The sequence below is a fragment of the Mucilaginibacter sp. PPCGB 2223 genome (assembly GCF_001705515.1).
Classification (GTDB): domain Bacteria; phylum Bacteroidota; class Bacteroidia; order Sphingobacteriales; family Sphingobacteriaceae; genus Mucilaginibacter.
In genome coordinates, this window is the sequence record NZ_MDJS01000004.1 from 56,650 (window position 1) to 81,659 (window position 25,010).

Annotated in this window: 25 protein-coding genes; 17 read left to right on the plus strand and 8 right to left on the minus strand. The window is 45.3% G+C overall.

Features of this window, described 5'->3' with window-relative positions:
- Nucleotides 1-423: 423 nt before the first annotated feature.
- The 4 genes from BEL04_RS18610 to dxs all read left to right on the plus strand — a co-directional run bounded on the left by BEL04_RS18610 (nt 424) and on the right by dxs (nt 5,424).
- Nucleotides 424-1,092: a hypothetical protein gene (locus BEL04_RS18610; RefSeq protein WP_066006313.1), complete on the plus strand. Its 669-nt coding sequence runs from the start codon at nt 424-426 to the stop codon at nt 1,090-1,092.
- A gap of 46 nt (nt 1,093-1,138) precedes the next feature.
- Nucleotides 1,139-2,680, plus strand: a complete 1,542-nt coding sequence (locus BEL04_RS18615; RefSeq protein WP_066006314.1) for a hypothetical protein — start codon at nt 1,139-1,141, stop codon at nt 2,678-2,680.
- A 294-nt stretch (nt 2,681-2,974) separates the two neighbouring features.
- Nucleotides 2,975-3,265, plus strand: coding sequence for a hypothetical protein (locus BEL04_RS18625; protein WP_066006316.1), 291 nt, complete (start codon nt 2,975-2,977; stop codon nt 3,263-3,265).
- A gap of 230 nt (nt 3,266-3,495) precedes the next feature.
- Entirely contained in the window at nt 3,496-5,424 is a 1,929-nt protein-coding gene (dxs, locus tag BEL04_RS18630; protein ID WP_066006317.1) for a 1-deoxy-D-xylulose-5-phosphate synthase, read from the plus strand.
- Between the two features lie 4 nt (nt 5,425-5,428).
- On the opposite strand, the gene BEL04_RS18635 is transcribed toward dxs, so the two are convergent.
- The 3 genes from BEL04_RS18635 to dcd form a co-directional block, all read right to left on the minus strand.
- Nucleotides 5,429-5,911 carry a hypothetical protein gene (locus BEL04_RS18635; protein WP_066006318.1) on the minus strand — a complete coding sequence of 161 codons (483 nt, stop codon included), beginning with the start codon at nt 5,909-5,911 and terminating at the stop codon, nt 5,429-5,431.
- Nucleotides 5,912-5,957: 46 nt separating this feature from the next.
- Nucleotides 5,958-8,669: a TonB-dependent receptor plug domain-containing protein gene (locus tag BEL04_RS18640; protein ID WP_254659602.1), complete on the minus strand. Its 2,712-nt coding sequence runs from the start codon at nt 8,667-8,669 to the stop codon at nt 5,958-5,960.
- Between the two features lie 79 nt (nt 8,670-8,748).
- Nucleotides 8,749-9,285 carry a dCTP deaminase gene (dcd, locus tag BEL04_RS18645; protein WP_066006319.1) on the minus strand — a complete coding sequence of 179 codons (537 nt, stop codon included), beginning with the start codon at nt 9,283-9,285 and terminating at the stop codon, nt 8,749-8,751.
- Between the two features lie 69 nt (nt 9,286-9,354).
- On the opposite strand from dcd, the gene BEL04_RS18650 reads away from it, so the two are divergent.
- The 5 genes from BEL04_RS18650 to BEL04_RS18670 are packed head-to-tail and all read left to right on the plus strand — an operon-like array spanning nt 9,355 to nt 12,403.
- The gene (locus tag BEL04_RS18650; protein ID WP_066006320.1) at nt 9,355-10,008 is read left to right on the plus strand and encodes a 4'-phosphopantetheinyl transferase superfamily protein; all 654 of its coding nucleotides are present in this window, start codon (nt 9,355-9,357) and stop codon (nt 10,006-10,008) included.
- On the plus strand, nt 9,998-10,753 hold the full coding sequence (gene lipB / locus BEL04_RS18655; protein ID WP_066007272.1) for a lipoyl(octanoyl) transferase LipB: 756 nt from the start codon (nt 9,998-10,000) through the stop codon (nt 10,751-10,753). Before BEL04_RS18650 ends, lipB begins: the two co-directional genes overlap by 11 nt.
- A complete protein-coding gene (locus BEL04_RS18660) occupies nt 10,750-11,475 on the plus strand; it encodes an SGNH/GDSL hydrolase family protein (protein WP_066006321.1) in 726 nt (241 codons plus the stop codon). The genes lipB and BEL04_RS18660 overlap by 4 nt, the downstream gene beginning before the upstream one ends.
- A 56-nt stretch (nt 11,476-11,531) precedes the next feature.
- The gene (locus BEL04_RS18665; RefSeq protein WP_066006322.1) at nt 11,532-11,942 is read left to right on the plus strand and encodes an antitoxin Xre-like helix-turn-helix domain-containing protein; all 411 of its coding nucleotides are present in this window, start codon (nt 11,532-11,534) and stop codon (nt 11,940-11,942) included.
- Nucleotides 11,939-12,403 (plus strand): RES family NAD+ phosphorylase, encoded by a 465-nt coding sequence (locus tag BEL04_RS18670; protein ID WP_066006323.1) that lies wholly within the window; start codon nt 11,939-11,941, stop codon nt 12,401-12,403. The genes BEL04_RS18665 and BEL04_RS18670 overlap by 4 nt, the downstream gene beginning before the upstream one ends.
- Before the next feature lie 108 nt (nt 12,404-12,511).
- Here the strand turns inward: BEL04_RS18670 and BEL04_RS18675 are convergent, their stop codons facing one another.
- Nucleotides 12,512-13,939 (minus strand): L-serine ammonia-lyase, encoded by a 1,428-nt coding sequence (locus BEL04_RS18675; RefSeq protein WP_066006324.1) that lies wholly within the window; start codon nt 13,937-13,939, stop codon nt 12,512-12,514.
- Between the two features lie 114 nt (nt 13,940-14,053).
- Between BEL04_RS18675 and BEL04_RS18680 the strand changes: the two genes are divergently transcribed.
- A complete protein-coding gene (locus BEL04_RS18680; protein WP_066006325.1) occupies nt 14,054-14,356 on the plus strand; it encodes a CD225/dispanin family protein in 303 nt (100 codons plus the stop codon).
- 7 nt (nt 14,357-14,363) lie between these two features.
- Nucleotides 14,364-14,768 (plus strand): DUF2752 domain-containing protein, encoded by a 405-nt coding sequence (locus BEL04_RS24770; protein ID WP_066006326.1) that lies wholly within the window; start codon nt 14,364-14,366, stop codon nt 14,766-14,768.
- Here BEL04_RS24770 and BEL04_RS18690 read toward each other — a convergent pair.
- Nucleotides 14,765-15,499, minus strand: a complete 735-nt coding sequence (locus BEL04_RS18690; protein WP_066006327.1) for an RDD family protein — start codon at nt 15,497-15,499, stop codon at nt 14,765-14,767. The two genes, BEL04_RS24770 and BEL04_RS18690, sit on opposite strands and share 4 nt — an antisense overlap.
- An 87-nt stretch (nt 15,500-15,586) precedes the next feature.
- Here BEL04_RS18690 and BEL04_RS18695 point away from each other — a divergent pair, with 87 nt between their 5' ends.
- The 6 genes from BEL04_RS18695 to BEL04_RS18720 are packed head-to-tail and all read left to right on the plus strand — an operon-like array spanning nt 15,587 to nt 21,694.
- Nucleotides 15,587-16,564, plus strand: coding sequence for a stage II sporulation protein M (locus tag BEL04_RS18695; RefSeq protein ID WP_066006328.1), 978 nt, complete (start codon nt 15,587-15,589; stop codon nt 16,562-16,564).
- Nucleotides 16,548-17,441 carry a hypothetical protein gene (locus BEL04_RS18700; RefSeq protein WP_066006331.1) on the plus strand — a complete coding sequence of 298 codons (894 nt, stop codon included), beginning with the start codon at nt 16,548-16,550 and terminating at the stop codon, nt 17,439-17,441. The genes BEL04_RS18695 and BEL04_RS18700 overlap by 17 nt, the downstream gene beginning before the upstream one ends.
- Complete coding sequence (locus tag BEL04_RS18705; protein WP_139113108.1) at nt 17,416-18,189, plus strand: DUF4129 domain-containing protein; 774 nt, start codon at nt 17,416-17,418, stop codon at nt 18,187-18,189. The genes BEL04_RS18700 and BEL04_RS18705 overlap by 26 nt, the downstream gene beginning before the upstream one ends.
- The gene (locus BEL04_RS18710) at nt 18,186-19,364 is read left to right on the plus strand and encodes a DUF4350 domain-containing protein (protein WP_066006335.1); all 1,179 of its coding nucleotides are present in this window, start codon (nt 18,186-18,188) and stop codon (nt 19,362-19,364) included. The genes BEL04_RS18705 and BEL04_RS18710 overlap by 4 nt, the downstream gene beginning before the upstream one ends.
- 5 nt (nt 19,365-19,369) lie before the next feature.
- A complete protein-coding gene (locus BEL04_RS18715) occupies nt 19,370-20,347 on the plus strand; it encodes a MoxR family ATPase (protein WP_066006337.1) in 978 nt (325 codons plus the stop codon).
- Nucleotides 20,348-21,694 carry a DUF58 domain-containing protein gene (locus BEL04_RS18720; RefSeq protein WP_066006339.1) on the plus strand — a complete coding sequence of 449 codons (1,347 nt, stop codon included), beginning with the start codon at nt 20,348-20,350 and terminating at the stop codon, nt 21,692-21,694.
- Between the two features lie 159 nt (nt 21,695-21,853).
- On the opposite strand, the gene BEL04_RS18725 is transcribed toward BEL04_RS18720, so the two are convergent.
- The 3 genes from BEL04_RS18725 to groES form a co-directional block, all read right to left on the minus strand.
- Nucleotides 21,854-22,639 carry a mechanosensitive ion channel family protein gene (locus tag BEL04_RS18725; protein WP_066006343.1) on the minus strand — a complete coding sequence of 262 codons (786 nt, stop codon included), beginning with the start codon at nt 22,637-22,639 and terminating at the stop codon, nt 21,854-21,856.
- Nucleotides 22,640-22,968: 329 nt separating this feature from the next.
- The gene (gene groL, locus BEL04_RS18730) at nt 22,969-24,609 is read right to left on the minus strand and encodes a chaperonin GroEL (RefSeq protein ID WP_066006344.1); all 1,641 of its coding nucleotides are present in this window, start codon (nt 24,607-24,609) and stop codon (nt 22,969-22,971) included.
- A gap of 107 nt (nt 24,610-24,716) precedes the next feature.
- Entirely contained in the window at nt 24,717-24,992 is a 276-nt protein-coding gene (gene groES / locus BEL04_RS18735; protein ID WP_066006345.1) for a co-chaperone GroES, read from the minus strand.
- Nucleotides 24,993-25,010 lie beyond the last annotated feature (18 nt).

A 25,010-nucleotide genomic window follows, 5' to 3' on the forward strand; every position in this document is an offset into this window, starting at 1 on the left:
CTGTGGCTAAAGCCGGTGCAGTATGAGCGGATGACGCGGCCCGCAGGGAAACGCCCACATAACCGGAACTAAAAATATATGGTCCGGGATAGGTCATAAAGAAAGTACCGTAAAACCTTACCACCCGCGTAAACTGTAACACCTCCCTCGCTAACCGCCTATCGTTTTAAAAAAATATTTATTTTAATACTTGTTATTATCAAGCTATTAATTTAGCTTTATCTACCCCAACGCAGGTACCGCCTGTTTAATATCTTAATTAACCACAATATTATTAGCAATATACCCTGATCAAGGCAGTTGCTTAATGCAATTATCTTTTTCGCGGTATGTCATATTATTTAGCTTAATACTTAGCAAAACAGGCGTAAACCGAAAAGCCTTAACAGAGTAGGTAACCAATAAACTTAAACCTTTATTATTATGGCAAATCCAATTACCAACGTCGCCGCAGGCGATGAGCAACACCTGCTGTTTTTATTTGTTCCCCTTAAAAAAGGGAAATCGGCCGCGGCGGCAAAAGAAGTTGAGCATTTAAAAAGTACCATTAAGGCACATGCCGAAGCGGTAGACCCCAGGGCGGCAACCGGCGTTCACTTTTTTATGATCTATCACCAGGCCGACGGGCAGGCAACCCCGGGCATACCGGTGCCGGGCTTCCAGTCTTTCCCCGGTAAGGATGTATTGGTGGTCATGTCGCTTTACGATAACGATTTTGCCCCCTACATCAGTGCATTTTTTACCATACCTGCTGTTGTGGCGGGCTTAACCAACCTTTTACACATCATGGACGAAAGCGGTATACCTGGCCTTAACCCTAACGACCCGAGCACCGCTGTCAATATCCTTAAAAACGGCGGCGTGGTTAAAAATGCCAGTGCGTTTTACTGTTTGCTGATGCGTTACAACTTTGCCGACCCGACCTACCCGGCAGGTTCATCAGCGCCGGGCAAATATGTATTGGGCGCAACTTTTCCGGGCTTAACCGTGGGCAAAATTTTGAACAATTATCCCGATGCGAAAGAACTCTGGCCTTTCCCGCCGGTGGCCATAAACTTCCAGAAATCGACAGCGCCAAAATGCGGAAAGTAGGTGGCGGTATGTAATAGTTCATTTTTAAAGATTAATACCGATATCCATGAGTTTAACCGACCCTATCCAGATGGATGATATACAGGGGCTGATATTGCGCGGCTATAATTACGACTTTATCAGGTATATCGTTTTAACCATCCCTGACAATAAAGAAGCTATACAAGGCGCGCGGCAATTTTGTGCCGACCTGCTGCCCGGGAGTAAAGCGCCGGGCTTAAAGATTACCGATGCAACGCCATGGGTAAACGGCAAACCGCCGTACTGCCTTAATATCGGCTTTACTATTTACGGCTTAAACCGGCTCATCGGCGAGCCTAACTGCGCAACGCTCAATAATACCAGCTACCAACTTTTCAACTCATTTAGCCTGGGCGCGGTAAGCGATGCCGAATTTGTAGGAGATACCGGAACCAGCGACCCGCAATACTGGTGGACGCGGTCGGGCGGCTGGCTGCCCGGCACCGCCCCTGCGGCCAACGGCAACGACCTGCATATGCAGCTAACCCTTTACGCTCGAAACCCCGAAAACCGGGAAGAATACTATGGTAAATTATTGGCCATGATACCCAAAACCGCTACGGGAGATTTGTGCGTACAGCCGGTTTTTGTTAAAGATTCGGACCCGGTAATTGTTGACGGCGACCCGACTTATATCCACTTTGGTTATAAGGACAGTTTGTCGCAGCCGCGTATTGCACACTCGCCCTGGAATATCCTGGAAGAGATTGCCGGCGACCCGGATGACCGGCCCATGGTACCTGCCGACAGGTTCATCATCAGCACCGATGCTCCCGATTACCAGGCACATCCTTTTTTGAAAAACGGCACATTCGCCGCGTTCAGGTTACTTTACCAGGATGTGGGCGCATTTGAGGAGTTTATCAGCTCGGACCCGGCTACCCCGCCCGAACTGATGGCCGCAAAAATGTGCGGGCGCTGGCGCGACGGGACACCGCTGGTTGTATCGCCCAATAAACCGGACCCACATTTAAAAGGATTTGACTATACCAATTTTGATTACCTCGCCCCAACCAGGCATCAAAAGGGTAACATGGTTAGCGATGCCGACGCACTCCGGTGCCCGTATGCATCACACATCCGCAGGGCAAACCCGCGCGATGATACCTACGTTCAGGGGAACGTTGACCTCGGCACTGGTAAGCCGGTATACGCCGTTACACATCGCATATTGCGCAGGGCATCGCCTTATGGCCCGCCGTACAAAAGTACCGAGCCCAAAACTCCGCAAATACAGCGGGGTTTGGTAGGGTTATTTATCGGCGCTGTCCTGGATTTTCAGTTCAGATTTATCATGAGCACCTGGCTCGAGGCTGGATCGTTCCGCACGCCGGATAACTCGCCGAACAGCAGCGGTGTCGACCCGCTTTTTGGCCCGCGTACCGACGATACCTACGAACCCGATCTGGAGTTTGCCTTTGCCGTACCCAATATAACACAGGGGCCGGTAACCTATCACACCGCACCCCAAAACATGCAGCGTTACGTGCGCACCGACGGCAGTTTGTACGTGTTTATACCCGGCATCGAGGGGTTAAAGTGGATATCGCAGGGGAACATAAGTTAATCTTACATTCATCAACATGCCGGTTAAAACCGGCATGTTTTGTTTAATTATTGCCGGTAAATCTTGTTTTTAAAACTAAAATTGGGTATATTTAGCTGAAGGTGCAAAGCCGGACTGAATTTTTGAATGATCAAGATAAACCATTGAAAATTTCTTACAACTCCTCTATTTAGGGATTGAATGTCTGAAGGGTTGAACAAAATAAATTTTATAATACCCATATTTACCCATGAGTTGTGAATTGCCGGTGAAAGCATCAACAACAGATGCAGCAACATCAAAAACAGAGCAAAGATGTTTGATTATATTCCTGATGATATTTTAAAATCTTTTACAACCTTCTATGAAAAAGAAGATATCTGGCAAATCCATAGTGGTGACTACTGGCTAACGATCTTTTTATATAAAGAAGACCAAATTGGATCTAATAAAGACCTTCCTAAATATAATGATATTAAAAAAGGTTATTTAGAATTAGTCAATAAGTACCTCAATCCTGTTATCAAAGAAATTCATCTAACATTTGATAGTAAGGAAAACTTTGAAAAGAAATTTGGCGGCAGCTGGTACGATTATTATCATTGAATTAGCCGACTACTCCACGGATAATAAAAACGACGATGGTGAATCAAGATAAACCATTGAAAACTTTCTTACAATTTCCCCCTCTCAAAACCGATTGAATGAATGATTGATTGACCGAATAATCAGGTGAACCCTGCAATTTGGTAATATCCAAACTTTATAACAGTTTACTGTGATATATTCAAGTAAATAGCTTATTTTGTACCTTTACAGTAGTCGACAATTTTTAAATGAAAGTACAGGCGGGGGAATTATTACAAAAAATCAACTATCCTTCTGATTTAAAACAACTTAAAGAGGAAGATTTGAAGCAACTCAGCCAGGAACTGCGTCAGTATATTATTGACATTGTTTCGGTAAACGGCGGGCACTTTGGCGCCAGTTTGGGTGTTGTTGAGTTGACTGTTGCCCTGCACTACGTTTTAAATACCCCTTACGATCAGTTAGTTTGGGATGTTGGCCACCAGGCTTACGGCCATAAAATACTCACCGGCCGCCGCGACGTTTTCGATACCAACCGTTTGTTCGGCGGTATAAGCGGCTTCCCCAAACGCAGCGAAAGCGAATACGATACTTTTGGCGTTGGCCACTCTTCTACTTCCATTTCGGCAGCGCTGGGCATGGCTGTGGCATCGCACTATAAAGGCGAAACCGACCGCCAACACGTAGCCGTAATAGGCGATGGATCGATGACAGCCGGCCTGGCGTTCGAAGCGCTTAATCATGCCGGTATTGAGAACAGCAACCTGCTGGTTATTTTGAACGATAACAATATGGCCATCGACCCGAACGTTGGCGCATTGAAAGAATACCTCACCGATATTTCGACATCGAAACACTATAACCGCTTTCGTGATGACATTGCCAAGGTTTTGGCTAAAATTTCTGAAATCGGCCCTGATGCCTATAAACTTGCTCAAAAATTCGAGAAAAGCATCAAAGGCACCTTGTTAAAACGCAGCAATTTCTTCGAGGCTTTAAAATTCAGATATTTTGGACCGATTGACGGGCACGATGTGGAGCATTTGGCCCGTGTATTGAAAGACCTGAGGGATATCCCTGGTCCGAAATTATTGCACTGCATCACCGTAAAGGGTAAAGGCTACTCGCTTGCCGAAAAGGATCAGACCAAATGGCACGCACCGGGTTTGTTTGATAAGATCACCGGCGAGATCAAGAAAACAGTTTACGAAAAACCACAACCACCCAAATACCAGGATGTATTTGGCCATACCATTATCGAGCTGGCCGAAGTAAACCCTAAGATAATGGGCATAACGCCAGCCATGCCGAGCGGCTCATCGCTGAATATGATGATGAAAGCCATGCCGAACCGCGCATTCGACGTGGGCATTGCCGAGCAGCACGCCGTCACTTTTTCGGCTGGTTTGGCTACACAAGGCATGCTGCCTTTCTGTAATATTTACAGCAGCTTTATGCAGCGTGCGTACGACCAGGTGATACACGATGTGGCCATACAAAACCTGAACGTGGTGTTTTGTTTGGACAGGGCCGGTATTGCCGGGGCCGACGGCGCAACCCACCACGGCGCTTACGACCTGGCTTATATGCGCTGCATACCGAACATGACGGTATCGGCGCCGATGAACGAAGAAGAGTTACGCAACCTGATGTACACTGCCCAGCAGGATAATATGGGTCCGTTTGTGATACGTTACCCACGAGGCAATGGTGTGATGGTAGATTGGCAGCGCCCGATGAAGGCCATCCCGGTTGGCAAAGGCCGCAAAGTTTGCGATGGCGAAGATGTGGCTATTTTATCGATCGGCACCATCGGCAACGAGGTTGTGAAAGCTTTGAACGAGCTTAACGCCGAAGGTTATAGCCCGGCGCATTACGATATGCGCTTTGTAAAACCTATCGACGAAGATTTGCTTCACGAAGTATTCGGCAAGTTTAAAAAGGTAATCACCGTTGAAGATGGCTGTATACAAGGCGGTATGGGCAGCGCGGTTTTAGAGTTTATGGCCGATAATAATTATAGAGCACAGGTTGTTCGGTTGGGTATACCCGATACCGTTGTTGAACACGGCGAACAGCCCGAGCTTTGGGCCGAATGCGGCTATAATGCCAAATCAATAGCACAGCAGGTACGCCTAATCGGCCTAACACGCAGCATGCAAACTATCGCATCCTGAGCTTTTAATACATAATTATTTTACTGGCCGATATGGTGTAGCTCGTTACTCCATTATTATTGCCAATGCCCAGCATAACCAGGTCATCGCCCTTGGCAAAAGCTAAAAAGTTAGGATTGCTTACATCGCCCCTGGGCAGGTAGCCCGCTCCCTTTACATAATTCAGCGCCGCTAAATATTCGTTATTACTGATGGTACTGTAATATGCTGTCGATACGCTTTGCCCCGTATCATCCAACACCGTTAAGCCATAAACGCTGGTAGCGTGCAGTACACGGTACATATAATCAAAGCCGCCCTCGTGCGGGTTTTTACCGGCAAAAACGCAATGCCTGGTGCGCAGGTAGGCGCCTGCCTTAGGTTCGTCCTGCATCTTAACCAGCTTTATCAGCTCGGTAACGATGTTTGCCTTTTCGGCGGGAGTTGTCTGGCTGTAGGCATTACAGAATATCAATATTGCGGCTATAAAAAGGGGGTATTTTTTCACGCTGATAAAGATGCGTAAATAAAAGCAGATTCACCCTATGGTAATACTATTCTACCTTGTACCTGTATACCTGCCGGCCGATGTTACCGTCGGCATCCATACCTTCAACTACAGCTTTGTAAGAACCTTTACCGTCGGCATTAAAAAATGACAGAGATGCTGCGCCATTTTTTGTGGTAATAAGGTTTGGCTCCCAGAATATGGTGGTGCGTAAATCGGCTACGCGCGTATTGGTTTTAGGATCGTTGTATTGCGGCTCGTAGAACTTCCGTGCCTGGTAATAGCCTTTGGGATAATAAGTGGTAATACCGGGTGCGTAGCTTCTGTATCCCTGGTCTTCTCCTCCGCGTTTAGTGGTAATAACCAAAACGCCTCCGCCTGCCCTCGAACCATAGATCGCCGTATACGCTATGCTTCTCAATACCTCAACGCTCGAAACATCGTTCGGCGATAAATCGTCCAGGTCAAAGTTATCCATGCTCATCCCATCCAGTACAACTAACATGGGTGTATACGGGGTGCGTGTCGAATAAGCCATCCCGTTCCTGAAATTAATAAAGTTAGCCTTGCCGATCAGGCATTGGGTTAATGTGGCGCAGGCCTCCAGTTTATCGCTTGTAATAACCTGGTCGGCATTTCCGGCGCCATTCAGGTTATCAGAGTTGGGCGCTTTTGATTTTTTGGTATCGGATATGGTAACACCTTTGAGCATAATAGTCTTGTTAACAAGGCCGTATTTTAAAAAATCATCATACTGATTTTTGCTGTTAAGCAGATAAGGCATCAGTGCAGCATTTACATTTACCTCAACATCGGCAGCATTTTTATTGGCGGTTACAATCGGCAGCGGCACGTTATCCAGTTCTATCTCCACATCTCTGCCCTCTTTCGCATTCCGTGCCTGCACAACAAATTTTACACTGTCGCGAAAAACCAGGTTCCTGAAAGCAAACGCGCCTTGTTCATCGGTAAGCGTATCTAATAAAAACATCCCTCCTGCGGTGCTAAAAATGGTTACCTTACCTTTAACTACAGGTTTACCACTTGCAGTTTTTACATGGCCGCTAATATCAAGCGATTTTTCGGGCCTGAAAGCCAAGGGGGCCAGGCTGCCGGCCATCAGCTTTTTCCACTCAAAACGCCGGTAGCCTTGTGTCATCATCAGGATATCGAGGTCGGCGCGGGTTTTATCGCTCACATTCGTAAAATAATAATTGGGCTGTTCTATGTAGCCCCTGATATCGGATGACAGCAATAAATTTGAAAGAATAGTGCTTTCATTAGCTTCGTTAAACGGCACCTTACTTTCGTCGGTAACCGACACCGAAAAGCTGCCTACAACGGGTTGTCCGTCTTTATTCCTGGCATCTATATTCAGTTTTACGTTTTCGCGCGGGGCGTAAGAGGCTTTTTCTGAGCTCACGGTAATGTTCAGCTGGCCGGGATTTTGTATCAAGGCAATGCGTTCATTCAGGGGCTGGCCGTTAGCCGAAAACAAGGTGAACTGTGCTATGCCCGACGGGAACCTGCTTTTGGCTATTTTCGCCGAAAACACAGGGTCGGTGAGCTTTGTTTTTGCCGTAAAAATAACATTCCCGCCCGAGTGTGCCAGCAAACTTATCTCGTTATTCTGATTAGCTCCCAGCGTAGCTTCATTGGTTGATATTTTTACAATCACGTTCTCCGGATCATAGGTATCGTTAACGCTCAGTGCGTATCCTGCGTCGGCTGGTTTAGGTAAAGCCACCGTTCCCTCCGAACCATCGGGATAAGTAAGCTTCGCACTATAGGTTTTACCAGCCTGGGGCATAATAACAAAAACCCCCATGCCCAGGTGCTGGGTTGTTATGCTGGCTACGGTTTGCCCCTCGTTATCTACAACCATGCCCTTGACATCAACACCTAAACCATCGGCACCTACAGCCTTGAAAGCAACCTTATTGCGGATACCGCTGATAAACGTTCCTCCTTCGGGGAAGAACTGTACATCGGTTTTTTGCGAGGAGGCTTTTACCGGTACAACTTTGGTGATGCTTTGTTTCGGCTCCAGTTTAATGGTTGTGGTAATATGGCCGCTTTTTAGCAACGCAGGCATATTGTTATTGAAGGATATATTGAGGTTACCTTCGCTGTCGGTTATACCTTTGCCGCGGGCAACCTGTCTGAAACTCAACTCAACCGTATAATTTACTTCTTTACCATCAAGCGGCTGGCCCTGCAAATCGGTATAATTGATTGTAGCATCGATGTGCTGCTGATCTTTTTGCGTGCTGTAGGTATAGCTGGCCTTGGTAAGTACATTGTTTGCAATAGAGTTACCTACCTGTATCGTTTTATCAAAAAAGTAATCTTCGCCTGCATTGCGCATCCAGTTGGTGTAGGCGCGTATGCGATAGTTGCCTTCGCTTAACGAGTCGGTCAATTTAAAATCGCCCCAGGCAACTCCTGCGGTTACAGGTAGTTTAACGGCCTTTTTAACCGAGTCTTTATCGTTGATCAACTCAACATTCAAAATACCGCTTAATGCCGAAAGCTGGTGTTTGCCGCCAATTGTTACATAGGCCTTGAACCAGATATCATCGCCAATGGCATAGTAAGGTTTATCCAGGTGCAGGTATACTTTTTCGACCGGCTGCTGTACCGACCATTCGCCGAGTTTATCGACAGCTTTTTGAAGGACGTCATCATCAAACCGGCTAAAACCGGCTATAAAAATTACCGGTACTATAATAAGCGCAAATCGTTTCAGTTTTTTCACAGGTATATCAATACTTTGGTTTAAAACATACGGGTATTGCCGGGGCGCTTACCGGGGATCAGAAGCAAAGGCAAACCGGTCAGAACTTATTCTTCCACATCATACTTTCAACGGGCCGGGTGGTTTTATTATTGTACTTTGCATTGCTCTTATCATTGTACATGGTCTCTACATCTCCTTCAACAATAAAATAGATGAGCTGCCCAATGGGCATCCCGGCATAAACGCGGACTGGCTGTGCCACCGATATTTCGAGCGTCCAGGTATTACAAAAACCCACATCGCCCTTGCCTGCTGTGGCATGTATATCGATACCCAATCGCCCCGTGCTCGATTTACCTTCCAAAAAAGGCACATGGGCATGCGTTTCGGTATACTCCATGGTCACTCCCAGATACAATGCGTTAGGCTGCAAAATAAACCCATCTTTAGGTATTTCAAAGTGCTCTATCTCATTGTGCATTTTTGCATCCAATACCCGGTTTTTATAATTGGCCAGATATTTGCCCAAATGTACATCGTACGAATTGGTACCAAGGCATTTACGGTCGAACGGCTCAATGATGATAGTGCCCTTTTCAATTTCTTCCAGGATGCGTTTGTCTGATAAAATCATATACTTATATCAACACATCTAAATTAGAATTATTTGATATAATTTTGCACGTTTTTACAATTTTACTTTATGGCCATTGCGTTTAGGTTACAGGTTGACGAGGATACGGAGTTTGCCCTCTGGAAGATAGAAGAGGATGCAGAAACGCTGTATAATCAGTTACAGCTAAACGATGATGAAAAAGCGTATATCGAATCGATAGGTAACGGCAAGCGCCACCTGCACTGGCTGGGTACACGGGTACTTTTACGCACGATGCTCAATACATCCGAGTATATTGATTGCCGGGTAGACGACCATGGAAAACCCTACCTGGTTGATATGCCATACCAGATATCCCTGAGCCACTCGTTTGACTACGCCGCGGTGATGATCAGCAAAAGCAAAGCCGTTGGTATCGATATTGAACTGATAAGCCCTAAGGTTGAGCGCATTGCCCATAAGTTTTTAAATAAGCAAGAATTGGCAACTATCCAACCCAGTCACCGGGTCGAACAATTATATGTAGCCTGGTGTGCCAAAGAGGCCGTTTATAAATGCAACGGGCGTAAGGTTATTTCGTTTTTGGATCATATTTTCCTCGACCCTTTCGAAGGCTACCAGGCCGGCCACTTACAGGCAAAGATCATCAAAGACAGTTTTAAGAAAAGATATGATGTGCATTACCTGCGTTTTGAAGAGTATATGATAGGCTATGTTAATGAAGGAAGCGATGAAGAATAAAAAAGTAATTTTACAGGATTGGGGCCTGATTGACTATAAACAAGGCTGGGACAGGCAGGAAGCTTTATTTGCCGATACGGTCAAAGCAAAGATCGATATACGCAACCACGAGATGGCCATGATTGTTGCCGAGCGGAACGGTAGCCATACCTACGATCATTGCGTAGCTGAAGAAACGCTTAACTACCTGGTTTTTTGCGAGCACCCGCATGTTTACACCTTAGGCAAAAGCGGCAAGCCCGAGCATTTGTTACTGGATGAACAGGGCCTTAAAGAAAAACAGGCTACCTACTATCCCATCAACCGCGGCGGCGATATTACCTACCATGGCCCGGGGCAGATTGTGGTTTACCCGATACTCGACCTGGATAACTTTTTTACGGATATCCACCTGTACCTGCGCACGCTCGAGGAGGCCGTAATTTTAACCATGGCCGACTACGGCCTGAAAGGCGAGCGTTACCCCGGTTATACCGGCGTCTGGCTCGACCCGGAAATCCCCGAAAAGGCACGTAAGATTTGCGCCATGGGTGTACGCTGCAGCCGCTGGGTGACTATGCATGGCATAGCTTTGAATGTGAATACCGATCTGGATTATTTTAACCACATTGTTCCCTGCGGTATCGACGATAAGGCAGTAACCTCGATGCAGGCCGAACTGGGCAAACAACCGAATATAAACGAAGTTAAAAAAAACCTGCTGCACCATATTTCCGTATTGTTTGATATGGAAATGGTGATATGAAAACAGCTTTTTTAGTTTTGTTAAGTTTATGCTGTTTACTGGGATGCGCCAAAACGGCACAAACCGGCCAACAATTGTTTACTCAAAATACCGACACGACCACCAAATTGACCAATAAAACCACCTTACAATACCTGGCCCTGGGCGATTCGTACACCATCGGCGAGTCGGTCGAGCCGGCGCAATCTTTTCCCTACCAGCTAAAAACCGTTTTAACCGGGCAAGGGTATACCGTTGCTGATCCAAGGATCATCGCCGTTACCGGGTGGACGACCACTAACCTGATCGATGCCATCGCGCAAGCAAAACTTACACAGAAATACGATTTTGTGACTTTGCTGATCGGGGTTAACAATCAGTACCAGGGCAAAAGTCAGGCGCAGTACCGCACCGAGTTTGTGCAGTTATTGAATACCGCTATCACTTTTGCCAACGGCAATAAAAAACATGTTTTTGTACTGTCGATACCCGATTACAGCGTGACGCCTTTCGCACAAAACTCCGATAAGGCGAAGATCGCATCCGAAATTGATCAGTTTAACGATATCAACTTGTACGAGAGCACGAATGCAGGGGTAAATTACCTCAACATTACCGGCATATCGCGGCAGGCAGACACCGACCCAACCTTAATTGCGGTTGATGGCTTGCACCCCTCGGCAAAAATGTACAGCCTTTGGGTAGCCGGGCTGGCGCCCATGGTGGCGAATAATTTGAAATAAATTTGGAATTAATGACAATTGTCGTTAATTTTATGACAGATTGCTTAAAGTAAGGAATGAAGGAGCCGAAAAAATATCCGATACTGAGCGATGCCGATCCCGAAGAGTTGGTAAACATCGTTCGCGATGGGGTTGCTTTTCCGTATTTTGTTAAGCTGAGCGATAAGCTTCATTTTACTTTTGAGGAATGGTCGTCGTACCTGCACCTTTCCGAACGCACCATACAGCGGTACAAAAAAGAGTCGAAAACTTTTGACCCTATTTACTCAGAGCGCATTATCCAGATAGAGCTTTTATACAAACGCGGCAGCGAAGTTTTTGGTAGCGAAGCCAGCTTTAATACCTGGATGGAATCAAACATCGTTGCTTTGGGTAATGTTAAGCCCAAAGAGCTTTTAGATACTTCGTTTGGCATCCAATCCATCATGGATGAGCTTGGCCGTATTGAGCACGGCGTTTTTGCATGATACTTTACCGTTTAAGCAAACAGCAGTATATTAATGATCTGTCGGGCCGTGGCGCCGAGTTAACCGGCGGGCGCTGGAACAGCAAAGGCATCCCGGTTTTATACACCGCCGAATCGCGGGCACTGGCCGCTATAGAAATTGCGGTGCATATCCCACTTGGCATACTTCCATCAAACTATCACCTGGCAACTATTCAGATACCGGATATTGAACGCGCCGCCAGGATCAATATCGAAGATCTACCATCTCGCTGGGATGCACATCCTTTCATCAAAATAACGCAGCAGGTTGGCGACAATTTTGTTAAGGCAAATAAACACTTGTTGCTGCAAGTACCATCAGCTACCGTAAAAGGCGATCACAACTATCTCATTAACCCCCGTCATGCTGATTTTAGCAAGGTTAAGATTATCGGTATCGAACCTTTTGAGTTTGATTCGAGGTTGTTTAAGAAAGGATAATATTAAAATTGTCATTTCGACCAGCGGGAGAAATCTTCTGCTTCATGCTTATCAACTGCAGAAGATCTCTCACTATCGTTCGAGATGACATTTTTTGGATTTTCAGATCTAACACTCCGGCAAGCTAAGCGGGATATTGACGGCCAATCCCCCATCCGATGTTTCTTTGTACTTGGAGTTCATATCGAGCGCCGTCTGCCACATGGTTTTAACTACGGCATCCAGACTTACTTTGGCATTATCGGGATTGGTTTGCAATGCCAGTTGCGAGGCCGTGATGGCTTTAATGGCGCCCATGGTATTGCGTTCGATGCAGGGTATTTGTACCAAACCACCGATAGGGTCGCAGGTTAGGCCCAGGTGATGTTCCATGGCTATTTCGGCGGCCATTAGCACCTGCCTTTGCGAGCCGCCCAGGCATTCGGTCAAAGCAGCCGCAGCCATTGCCGACGATACCCCGATCTCGGCCTGGCAACCGCCCATTGCAGCCGAAAGTGTTGCGCCTTTTTTAAATATGCTGCCGATTTCGGATGCTGTGCAGATGAACCGGATGATCTTATCCTCGCTAAAACCGTCGCAAAAAACAATAAGGTATTGCAGTACGGCAGGCACAACGCCCGCAGCGCCGTTGGTAGGTGCAGTAACCACACGGCCAAACGAGGCGTTCTCTTCATTCACTGCAAGCGCGAAACAGCTCACCCAGTCCAAAGTATATTTAAAACCATTACCGCCTTCGCGGATGGCTTTTATCCAACTCGGATAATCGGTATACGCTGCGCCACTCAACAGCTTTTTATTCAGCTTATCGGCCCGCCGGGCAACGTTTAGGCCACCCGGCAGGTTACCTTTGGTATGGCAGCCTTTGTAAATGCACTCGTGGATGACGCGGAAAATATTGAGGATCCCGTCGCGCGTTTCCTTTTCGCTGCGCCATGCCAGTTCGTTCTCCATCACCACATCCGATACTTTTAGTCCGGTTTTAATACACCAATGCAGCAGATCGTTAGCCTTATCTATCGGAAAAGGCAGGTCGACCTCCGCTTTGGCCGATTTGCTTTCTCCCTCTTTAACTACAAAACCGCCCCCTATCGAGTAAAAAGTTTCGGATACGGCCCTGCCGGTATTTAAAAACGCCTGGAAAGTAACCGCATTCGGGTGAAAAGGCAGACTCTCATTAAACAGGAAGATCATGTCCTCATCTTTAACAAAACCTACCGGTTGCGATCCGCCTAAATTTAACCGGTGCTGGTTATTGATATCAGCAATCTTGTTGTCAATACGGTCAACGTCGAATGTAACCGGGTCATCGCCGCTTAAACCCAGCAAAATGGCGATATCGGTGCCATGGCCCTTACCGGTTTTGGCCAGCGAACCATAGAGCAAAATTTTAACCTGTACTACCTGACCCAAAATATGCTGATCGCTCAGTGTTTGAATAAACTGCTGCGCAGCGCGCCAGGGGCCTAAAGTATGAGAGCTTGAAGGGCCTATGCCAATCTTAAAAATATCGAAAACGGAAATTTGCTCGCGTTGCATCGGGCATAAAGTTACGAATAATACTGCTGATAAATTTTTTATGCAACGGTGGTGTTTATCAAATATTATTTTTACCTTTTACCAAAATTATTACCAACCTCAACTTATTTCACAATGGAAACGGATCAAACATTTGCTCAAACACCTGTGCCACGCCCTAAAAACTGGCTCGTAGAGTCAATTTTAGTTACCATCTTTTGCTGTCTGCCTTTTGGTATTGTAGGTATCATTTTCTCATCGCAGGTAAACAGCAAGTATGATGCAGGCGATATCGCGGGAGCTCTCAAATCATCGAAAGACGCAGGCACCTGGACCAAAGTAGGATTTTTTACCGGCCTGGGCATCATTATACTTTATGTCATATTCGTATTTATAGTAGGTGTAAGCTTTTTGGGTGCCTCTCACCACGTTCAATAAATATTTAATGAACTTTAAAAAGCCATATGCCGTGTTGGCTTTAGCCGGGATTATAAGTTTAAGCTATTTATATTACCGCTTTAACCCGCAGCATTACAGCTTTTTCCCTAAGTGCCCTTTTTATACGATCACCGGGTTTGATTGCCCCGGCTGCGGCTCGCAAAGGGCCATATACTGCCTTTTACACGGACAGCTTGTACAGGCTGTCCGTTTTAATTTACTACTGGTGTTAAGCCTGCCATTCTTGTTAGTTCACTTCGGGCACAAAGCCGCATCAGTAATATTAAAAAAAGATATACGGTGGCGGTTGCTTTATCGCCCTTTAACCCCGGTAGTGATTTTTACAGTTGTGTTGGTATTTTGGATAATGCGCAATGTTCCGGCATATCCTTTTATACTACTTAAAGCTTAAGCTTCGGCAGAAATACTCGAGAGGTGATTGTAGTCTTTTATCAGGATGTTTAAGAATTGCAATTCGGTCATATCTTCTGGTAGGGTAATACCTAAATGTTCTTTTATCCGCAGCGCCATATTGTATACCAAAACAGCATTACCGGTAGCATTGTAGCTTACGATCACATCGTGCACCAGGGTGATGTCTTTATCAGTAAGGTTTATAACCTGCGGAAAAACCGGCTGATATGTACTTACGGTTACCGGCATAAACGCAATGCTATCCATTTGAACACGTGGCTTGGTTTTAATCAGGGTTGTGCCGGCCACCATATCGCCTATACGTTGTTTTTTTTGAGATACTGCTACGGCTATCAAAGCACATATACCCGAACCGATGCTGAAATCAACAATCCGGAAAAGCCAGCGTATCAGGTATTGCCCAAAACTCGGGCGCGAACCATCGATACTGATTACCTTGATCTTCATAACCCGCTTACCGATACTTTGCCCGTTAAAAAAAAGCTCGCAAAGCAGGTCGTAAAAAACAAAAGCAACCAGGTAAACAATGATAAGCAGTATCCCAAAAACCTCGTTCCACGAAGTAAGCGAAGCCAGGAACAGCAACACCAAAGCAAGGCCGACAAATATGCCTATATCAGCCAGCCTGCCCAAAACGCGTTCGCCAAGATCGGCCACCTCGTAATCAATATCAATATTCTGGGCTGTTTTTATCTGTACAGTCTGCATTAAAACAAATATATACGGCTACCTCGAAATATTTATATAAACATTAATTATTTGTTGTTATTTTAACGAAAAAATAGAACGGCAAATATGCGTGAAGCTTTATTTGTAAAACAGAATACCGAACGCTGGAAGCAATACGAAAACTCGGCCACGACCGACCCGGACGAACTTGCAGAGCGCTTTATAGCTATTACCGACGACCTGGCTTTTGCCAAAACATTTTATCCAAAATCGAACACAACAAAATACCTTAACGGGCTGGCGGCAAGGTTTCATCAGTCTATTTATAAAAACAAAAAGGAAAAAGGCAATCGTTTTTTAGAGTTCTGGGCCGCCGAACTGCCGGCTATCTTTTATAAATACCGCCGCCAACTGTTGTATTCCTTCATATTTACAGTAGTTTTCACATTGATAGGCGTTGTATCGGCAAAGTACGATAATACCTTTGTGCGCCTGATATTAGGCGATGGTTATGTTAACATGACCAATGACAACATAGCCAAAGGCGATCCGTTTGGCGTTTATAAGCAGGAAAGCCCCGCGCTGATGTTTATGGGCATTGCCGCTAATAACATTTACTACTCGTTCCTGGTATTTTGTTGGGGAGCTTTTTTTTCGGTAGGAACGGTTTTCCAGCTTTTGCGAAATGGCCTGATGCTGGGTTCGTTTGAATATTATTTTTTCAGCAAAGGGCTTGGATTACAATCTATTTTAGTGATATGGATACACGGCACGCTGGAGATATCATCCATAGTAATAAGCGGCGCCGCCGGACTTACCCTGGGCAACGGCTTGTTATTTCCCAAAACTTACTCGCGTTTACAATCTTTCAAACAGGGAGCTAAGGACGGTATAAAAATGGCCCTGGGCGTAGTGCCTATATTTATTGTAGCAGCTTTTTTTGAAGGTTTTGTTACCCGGCATACAGGCATGCCATTGTGGTTAAGTATAAGTATTTTATCGGCCTCGGCGGCATTTATTACCTGGTATGTAGTTATTTATCCGGCAAGGCTGTCACACAAGCTAACTTTTAAAAACACCCTTGATAATGAAGACGACTATTGAGTTAAGAAAAACACGCGACTTTGGACAATTGATAAGCGATACGCTGGGTTTCATCCGCGAAAACTTTAAACCCTTGTTTAAAGCCGTTGCTGTTATATGTGGTTTTTTTATAGCTGTAACATTTTTAACCAATGTTTTAATAGACGATTCCATTTTTTCGGCCTTTAATACAGCGCGCACCCTGCAAATGAACCCCGATGCTCCTCAGCCCTTCGAGCCCTTGGGAGCCGATTATTTTTTGAGGGTCTTTTTCCTGTGTGTTTCAACTATGTTATCTTATATAGGCGTTTATCTTACAACTTTTTGCTACATATCGCTCTATCGCGAAAAAGGCAACATGCCACCAACGGTAGAAGAAGTATGGGCATATTTTAAGTATTATTTTTTCAGGGTGCTGGGCAGTGGTTTACTGGTAGGTATTATCATGATATTCAGTTTAATGCTTTGTGGTTTTGGCATCTATCTTATCCCCCCCTTTGCCCTGATACTACCTATCATCGTACTCGAAAACGCTTCGTTCTCGTATGCATGGGGTCGCAGCTTTAAACTAATCAAGGATTACTGGTGGCAAACCTTCGGGGTGATTTTTGTGATAGGCCTTATTGTAGGTTTTGTAGGCTTCTTCCTTGCTGTACCGGGCCAGATACTGCTTGTGGTTCAAATGATGGTGAGTACAAAAAAAGTAACCTTACCTGTTACCATTGTATCGGGTTTTCTCAAAAGCCTCATCCTGTTTCTATATACTGTGCCGGCGACAGCTTATTCTTTATGTTACTTTAGCCTGGACGAGATCAAGGAAAGCACAGGTTTGCTTGACCGTATCGACTCTTTCGGCAAAACCGATGTACCGGATGACTCTACATCTGAAGAATACTGACAATATGCCCAAACCGGTACTGATCATCCTCCTGCTTCTTTTTTCATATGGCGCATATTGTGGTCCTAAACCTCAAAAAACAGCGCCGCATGCACAACAGGTACTACATATCGATACAGAAAAAGTAAACCTGCATAACTTTGATAGCACAGCGCTAAAACGCTATGCCCGCGATAAGGACTTTCAATACGATAATGCAAAGTTATCCGGAGAATCGCTCTGGACCAGATTCTGGCGATGGCTTTGGGGGCGGCTTGGAGATATCTTCGGCAATAGTTTTAACGGCGGCAGGATATTTACCATTGTCGAATACGTGCTGATTATCGCTGCTATTGGCTTTTTAATATATGTAGTTTTAAAAATGGCGGGTATTGATGTGATGCAGGTATTCAGGGGCGCATCCAAAAAAATTGAGATCCCCTACGCCGAATCGCTCGAAAACATTCATGAAATTAATTTCGATGAAGAGATCGAACATGCCGTTAACAACCGCAATTACCGTTTGGCCATAAGGTTGCTATACCTGCGCAGCTTAAAGCAATTGAATGATGCGCAACTGATACACTGGCAGCTCGAAAAAACGAACGCCGCATATATAAATGAGCTTACCAGCGACGAATTACGGCGATCATTCAGCTTGTTAACCCGGCAGTTTGAGTACGCCTGGTACGGTAATTTTTTGATAGACGGAAATGCTTTTCAGAACATCAGTATACTTTTCCAGGATTTTAAACGCATGATGATATGAAAGACCTGAAGATTTATATCATTATAGCGTCGGTTCTGGTAGGATTTTACCTGGTTGCAGAATACAATAAGCCGAAACCCATCGACTGGAGCCCAACCCTGATTAATACCGATAAGATACCGCTGGGCACTTATATTTTATACAATCAGTTGCCGGATATATTTAAAGGTGCAAGGGTAATACAGATGCGCGAGCCTGTTTACAATGTTATTGCCGATCATGATTTTAAAAATGCAGCCTACATTATTATAACTGATAATTTAAAACTTACCGACTATGATTATGGCAAACTAACCCGGTTTATCAAACAGGGCAATGATGTTTTTATTTCTGCATCGTCATTTGGTAACGAACTTGAAAAAGAATTAAAGCTAAGCACCAGCCAACCATACTCAGGCAATGGTTATTTGCCGAGTATCAATTTCATCAGCCCCGGATTTGACAGCACAACACATTATGCTTTTAAAAGGCTCGGACAGCAATATTTTAATGAACTTGATACCGCCAAAACCTATGTAATAGCCAAAAACAGCAACGGCAAAAGCACCCTTATCAGGTATCAGTTTGGCGAGGGATCGTTATACCTGTGCACCAATCCTTTTTTATTCACTAATTATACTATGCTTCAGCCGCAAGGGGCCGATTTTGTTGCAAAAGCGTTATCAGTTGCATCGAAAAACAGGCCAACTGTTATCTGGGACGAATTTTATACACAGGGTAGAGACGGGGATGAATCTTTAATGCGTGTTTTTTTGCGTAACCCGTCATTGCGTACGGCATATTACATTTGTTTAATCACCATGGCGATTTTTGTGCTGTACGAAATGAAACGGCGCCAGCGCATCATCCCCATCATCGAGCCGCTGCGCAACAGCAGTGTTGATTTTGTTAACGTGGTTGGCCAGGTATACTACGAGCAGCGTAACAACAGCAATATCGCACAAAAAAAAGCGGTGTATTTTTTAGAATATATCCGTACACGTTATTACCTGCGGACCAATTTACTTAACGAAGAGCTCGTTGAGGTACTTTCGCAGAAAAGCGGGGCGGATACTGCCCTTTTACACCAGCTTTTTAACCAGATCAACATCATCCGCTCGGGCGTATACATCAGCGATAACGACCTGATCTCCTTCAACCGCAATATCGAACAATTTTATATTCAATCCAGATAAAGCATATGGAACAAGAGTTTTTTGAACAACGTACCGATTTGAGCAAATTAAGCCAGGCGGTTATACAGATTAAGGATACACTGGGTAAGATTGTCGTTGGGCAGCACGATGTTATCGACCTGCTTATCGCAGGTATTTTAGCCGACGGGCATATCCTGATCGAAGGTGTGCCGGGCATAGCTAAAACGCTCACCGCAAAACTGATAGCCAAAAGCATCGACGCACAGTTCTCGCGCATACAGTTCACGCCCGACCTGATGCCATCCGATGTGCTGGGCACCTCGGTCTTTAACCCCAAGACCACCGATTTTGAATATAAACGCGGCCCGGTATTCGGCAATATCATCCTGATCGACGAGATCAACCGCGCACCGGCCAAAACCCAGTCGGCATTGTTCGAGGCTATGGAAGAACGCCAGGTAACCATCGACGGCACAACCTATAAAATGAACGAGCCATTTATTGTACTGGCCACACAAAACCCGGTTGAGCAGGAAGGCACCTACCGCCTGCCCGAGGCCCAGCTCGACAGGTTTTTGTTTAAGATAGAGATCAAATACCCATCGCTTGAAGAAGAGATCGCCATCATCACACAACAACACCGGCAAACTACCGCCGCGCAGCTTACCGAGGTTAAACCGGTGCTGAGCGTAAGCGATATTATTGGCTTACGTGCGCTTGTACGGGGCCTGTATGTCGAACCTAAAATACTGGAATTTGTGGCTAAGATCATTCACGAAACGCGCAGTAATAAATCGCTGTTCTTAGGTGGTTCGCCACGGGCATCATTAGCTATTGTTAACAGCGCCAAAGCAATGGCCGCTATGAAGGGCCGCGATTTTATCACGCCCGAAGACGTGATATGGGTGGCGCCTGCAGTGTTGCGACATCGTATTATGCTTACGCCCGATAAGGAAATGGAGGGTGTTAGCCCGGACGATGTGGTAGCTCAGATCATACAGAAAATTGAAATCCCACGGTAAGTGAAATCGGCATTTAACCTTTTTTATAAAAACCTGTTTCTGCCCGGCCGGCTGTTTATATGCATTGGCCTGGTGGTGATCATGTTTTTGCTTTCGTTTTTCTTTTCGTGGCTGGGCGATATCCCCATGGTGCTGTTTACAGCGTTGTTATTACTGTTACTTATTGATACCTGGATGCTTTATCGCCTGCCAAAGGGCATATTTGCCCGCCGCCATGCTCCCGAGCGCTTAAGCAACGGCGACGAAAACGAGATAGGTATTTACATCGAGAACTTTTACTCTTTTAACATAGCTGCCGGTATTATTGATGAGATACCGCACCAGTTTCAAAAACGCGACGTACTGTTTAATACCGGTTTAAAATCGCGACAGCATAAGTTACTGAACTATCAACTGCGACCGACGAAGCGCGGCGAATACGAGTTTGGCGCATTAAGGGTTTATATTACATCGCCTATCGGCCTGGTAAGCCGCCGCTATAATTTTGAACAGGCCCAGAACCTGCCTGTTTACCCTTCGTTTTTACAGATGCGTAAATACGAGTTGATGGCCATATCAAACCGGTTAAGCGAGTATGGTATCAAAAAAATACGCCGCATCGGGCACAGCATGGAGTTTGAACAGATCAAAAACTATGTACCCGGCGATGACTACCGTACCCTGAACTGGAAAGCCACTGCCAGGCGCGGCGACCTGATGGTGAACAACTACACCGACGAGAAATCGCAGCATGTGTATTGCATCATCGATAAATCGCGCGTTATGAAAATGCCTTTTGATGGCCTGAGCCTGCTGGATTACGCCATCAATGCCAGCCTGGTATTATCGAGCGTGGCTTTAATTAAAGAAGATAAAGCCGGGTTGATCACTATTGCCGAGAAGAAAGGTGCAGTAGTCCCCGCCGAGCGCCGCCCAACGCAACTGAACAAGATAATGGAGGTTTTGTATAAAGAGAAGACCCGTTACCTTGAAACCAATATGGAATTGCTGTATAACATCGTGCGCAATACTTTAAAACAGCGCAGCCTTATCGTTTTCTTCACCAATTTCGAAAGCATGTCGGCATTGGAGCGCCAGTTGCCCTTTTTAAAACGCATTGCAAAATTTCACCTGCTGGTGATGGTGTTTTTTGAAAACTCCGAACTAAAAACACTAAGCGAAACGCCGGCTGCCGACGTGGAGGGCATCTACATTAAAACCATTGCCGAAAAGTTTGCTTACGAAAAGAAATTGATCGTAAAAGAACTGGCTAAACACGGTATACAATCCATACTCACGGCACCGCAAAACCTGACGGTGAATACCATCAACAAATACCTCGAGTTAAAAGCCAAACAGAAGATATAAACGGGATATGGACAGCCTCATGTTAATTTCGGTGAAGACACCGACATTGGCAAAACCTTATTAAGTTCTCGTATGTTCGGGCTAAATGACAGGTATAGCTTTCATATAAAGATCGTGTCGTCGAAATGGCATGAGGGGCATCCTGATTGACTTAACAGGTTACAACCCCGGCAACTTAACGCCCGCTCCTTTTAGCGTGGTTAAAACATTCTCATGCAGATCGAGGCTGGTTGCACCGAACTGATCGGTTTTGACCCATACTTTGGTGATGATGCGCACGCCATCCAGTTCCATGGCCGATACGCCGACAACAGGTTCGGGCGAGGGTGATATGTTTTCGGTTTTTTGGATGGCTTGTATAATGAGCGATTTGACCTGTTCGATATCGACAATGTAACCCAGCTTGATCTCGAAATCGATACGCCGGTGGCCCTCGCGCGTTACATTGGTAATGATCTCGTTAAACAACTTGCCGTTGGGTATGATCACGGTTTTATTATCACCGGTGAGCACTTCGGTATAAAATACCTGTATCGAGGTTACTACCCCGTCAACACCTTGGGCGATGATGTTATCATCGATAGTGAATGGTTTTAAAATTAATATAAAAACACCACCGGCAAAGTTTTGCAGTGTACCCGACAGTGCTAAACCGATAGTTACCGTAATAGCGCCGGCAAGAGTAGCAAAAATAGTGACACCTATGCCAACAATATTCATTACCAGCAAGGCGAGCAATATATGCAGTGCGCTTATACTTAAACTGAGAAGAAAGGGCTGGAGTGAGGAATGTATTTGTTTTTGGGTCATTTTACCGCGCACCCTGTTTTTAACGGTGCGGATAATTCGGAGGCCTATAAGGTAAACTACAACGCCGACTAATATTCGCGGCCCATAGTTAATAACCCAATCAGTTGCTGCGGCATAAAATTTCTTCCAATCCATACCGCAAAGGTATTTTTATCTGAAGAGAGTTACAAATAACTGCGGCCCTTCAATAATGGCCCACCCAATGATGAGGTTGGATACTTGTTTGGTTTTTTCACTTATCGCTTTCATACCCGTAAAATATCAAACGTTGTGCCTTTTTTAGGAGATAGACCGTTTTAAGCTAAATACGTTTAACCTGTTTTACAGAATTTTAAAAATGATATATTATTGTTACATAACACACTGAAAATTGCCATTTTAACAATATCAGCAGTGTATAAAAAACAAAACCCTGTATGCAATTGCATACAGGGTTTTATACAGTGTTATTTTTTGGACTTGAATTACATCATGCCGCCCATGCCACCGCCCATTGCGCCATGGTTATGGCCGCCAGCAGGCTCTTCTGAAGCTTCGTCGGCCAGAACAACCTCGGTGGTTAACAACATCGCAGCGATAGAAGCAGCGTTTTGCAAAGCTACACGGCCAACTTTAGTCGGGTCGATAACACCGGCGCCGATCAGGTTTTCATATTTATCGGTACGTGCGTTGTAACCAAAGTCGGCTTTGCCTTCTTTAACTTTTTGCACCACGATCGAACCTTCGATACCTGCATTTTCGCAGATCTGGCGCAGCGGCTCTTCAATAGCGCGGCGGATGATCTGTATACCGGTGTTTTCGTCTTCGTTATCGCCTTTAAGGTCTTTCAACGATTCAACTGCGCGGATGAAAGCTACACCGCCACCAGCCACGATGCCTTCTTCAACGGCAGCGCGGGTTGCGTGTAAAGCGTCGTCAACACGGTCCTTTTTCTCTTTCATTTCCACTTCCGATGCGGCACCTACGTAAAGTACGGCAACACCGCCCGATAATTTAGCTAAACGCTCCTGCAGTTTTTCTTTGTCGTAGTCAGAAGTGGTAGTTTCGATCTGAGCTTTGATCTGGTTAACGCGGGCCTTGATCTCGTCGGTGCTGCCTGCGCCGTTGATCACGGTTGTGTTGTCTTTATCAACAACGATTTTCTCAGCAGTACCTAAATACGACAGGTCGGCGTTCTCTAATTTGTAACCTCTTTCTTCCGAAATTACGGTACCGCCGGTCAGGATAGCGATATCTTCCAGCATAGCTTTACGGCGATCGCCAAAGCCGGGAGCTTTAACGGCAGCAACTTTCAGCGAGCCGCGGATCTTGTTCACTACCAGGGTAGCTAAGGCTTCACCGTCCAGGTCTTCAGCAATGATCAGCAAAGGTTTGCCGGTTTGTACTTGTTTTTCCAAAATTGGCAATAACTCTTTCATCGATGAGATCTTTTTATCGTAGATCAGGATGTAAGGGTTATCCAACTCCACTTCCATTTTATCGGCATTGGTTACAAAGTATGGCGAAAGGTAACCACGGTCGAACTGCATACCTTCAACAGTTTTAACTTCGGTTTCGGTACCTTTTGCTTCTTCAACAGTGATCACACCGTCTTTACCAACTTTTTCCATTGCTTCGGCAATCAGCGCACCTATCACCTCGTCGTTATTGGCCGAGATAGAAGCAACCTGTTTGATTTTGTTATTGTCTTCGCCAACGGTTTGCGATTGTGCCTGCAGGTTTTTCACCACAGTTTCAACAGCTTTATCGATACCGCGTTTCAGATCCATCGGGTTAGCGCCTGCAGCTACGTTTTTAATACCTGCAGTTACGATAGCCTGGGCCAATACAGTAGCCGTAGTAGTACCATCGCCTGCAATATCAGCAGTTTTCGAGGCTACTTCCTTAACCATTTGAGCACCCATGTTTTCGAGGGCGTCTTTCAGTTCGATCTCTTTAGCTACGGTTACACCGTCTTTAGTGATTGCCGGCGAGCCGAATTTTTTATCGATGATTACGTTACGACCCTTAGGGCCTAAGGTTACTTTAACTGCGTTTGCTAAAATATCAACACCACGTTTCAGGGCGTCGCGCGCTTCAACATTGTATTTAACTTGTTTTGCCATTTTTTTAATTTTTTTGTTGGAATGTTTGAAAGTTTGAATGTTGTAATGTTTTTTGCGGCTGATAACTTTTCAACCTTAAAACATTTCAACTTTACAACGAATTAAATTTACAGAACCGCGTAAACGTCGGATTCACGCATGATCAGATACTCTTTACCTTCGTAGGTAATTTCGGTACCGGCGTATTTACCGTATAAAACCTGGTCGCCTACTTTAACGGTTAAAGGCTCATCTTTTTTTCCATCGCCAACAGCAACAATAGTTCCGCGCTGAGGTTTTTCTTTGGCAGTGTCTGGGATAATGATACCAGAAGCGGTCTTTTCTTCGGCAGCGGCAGCTTCAACAACCACCCTGTCTCCAATAGGTTTAATTTTTAACGACATAGTTATACTTATTTAATT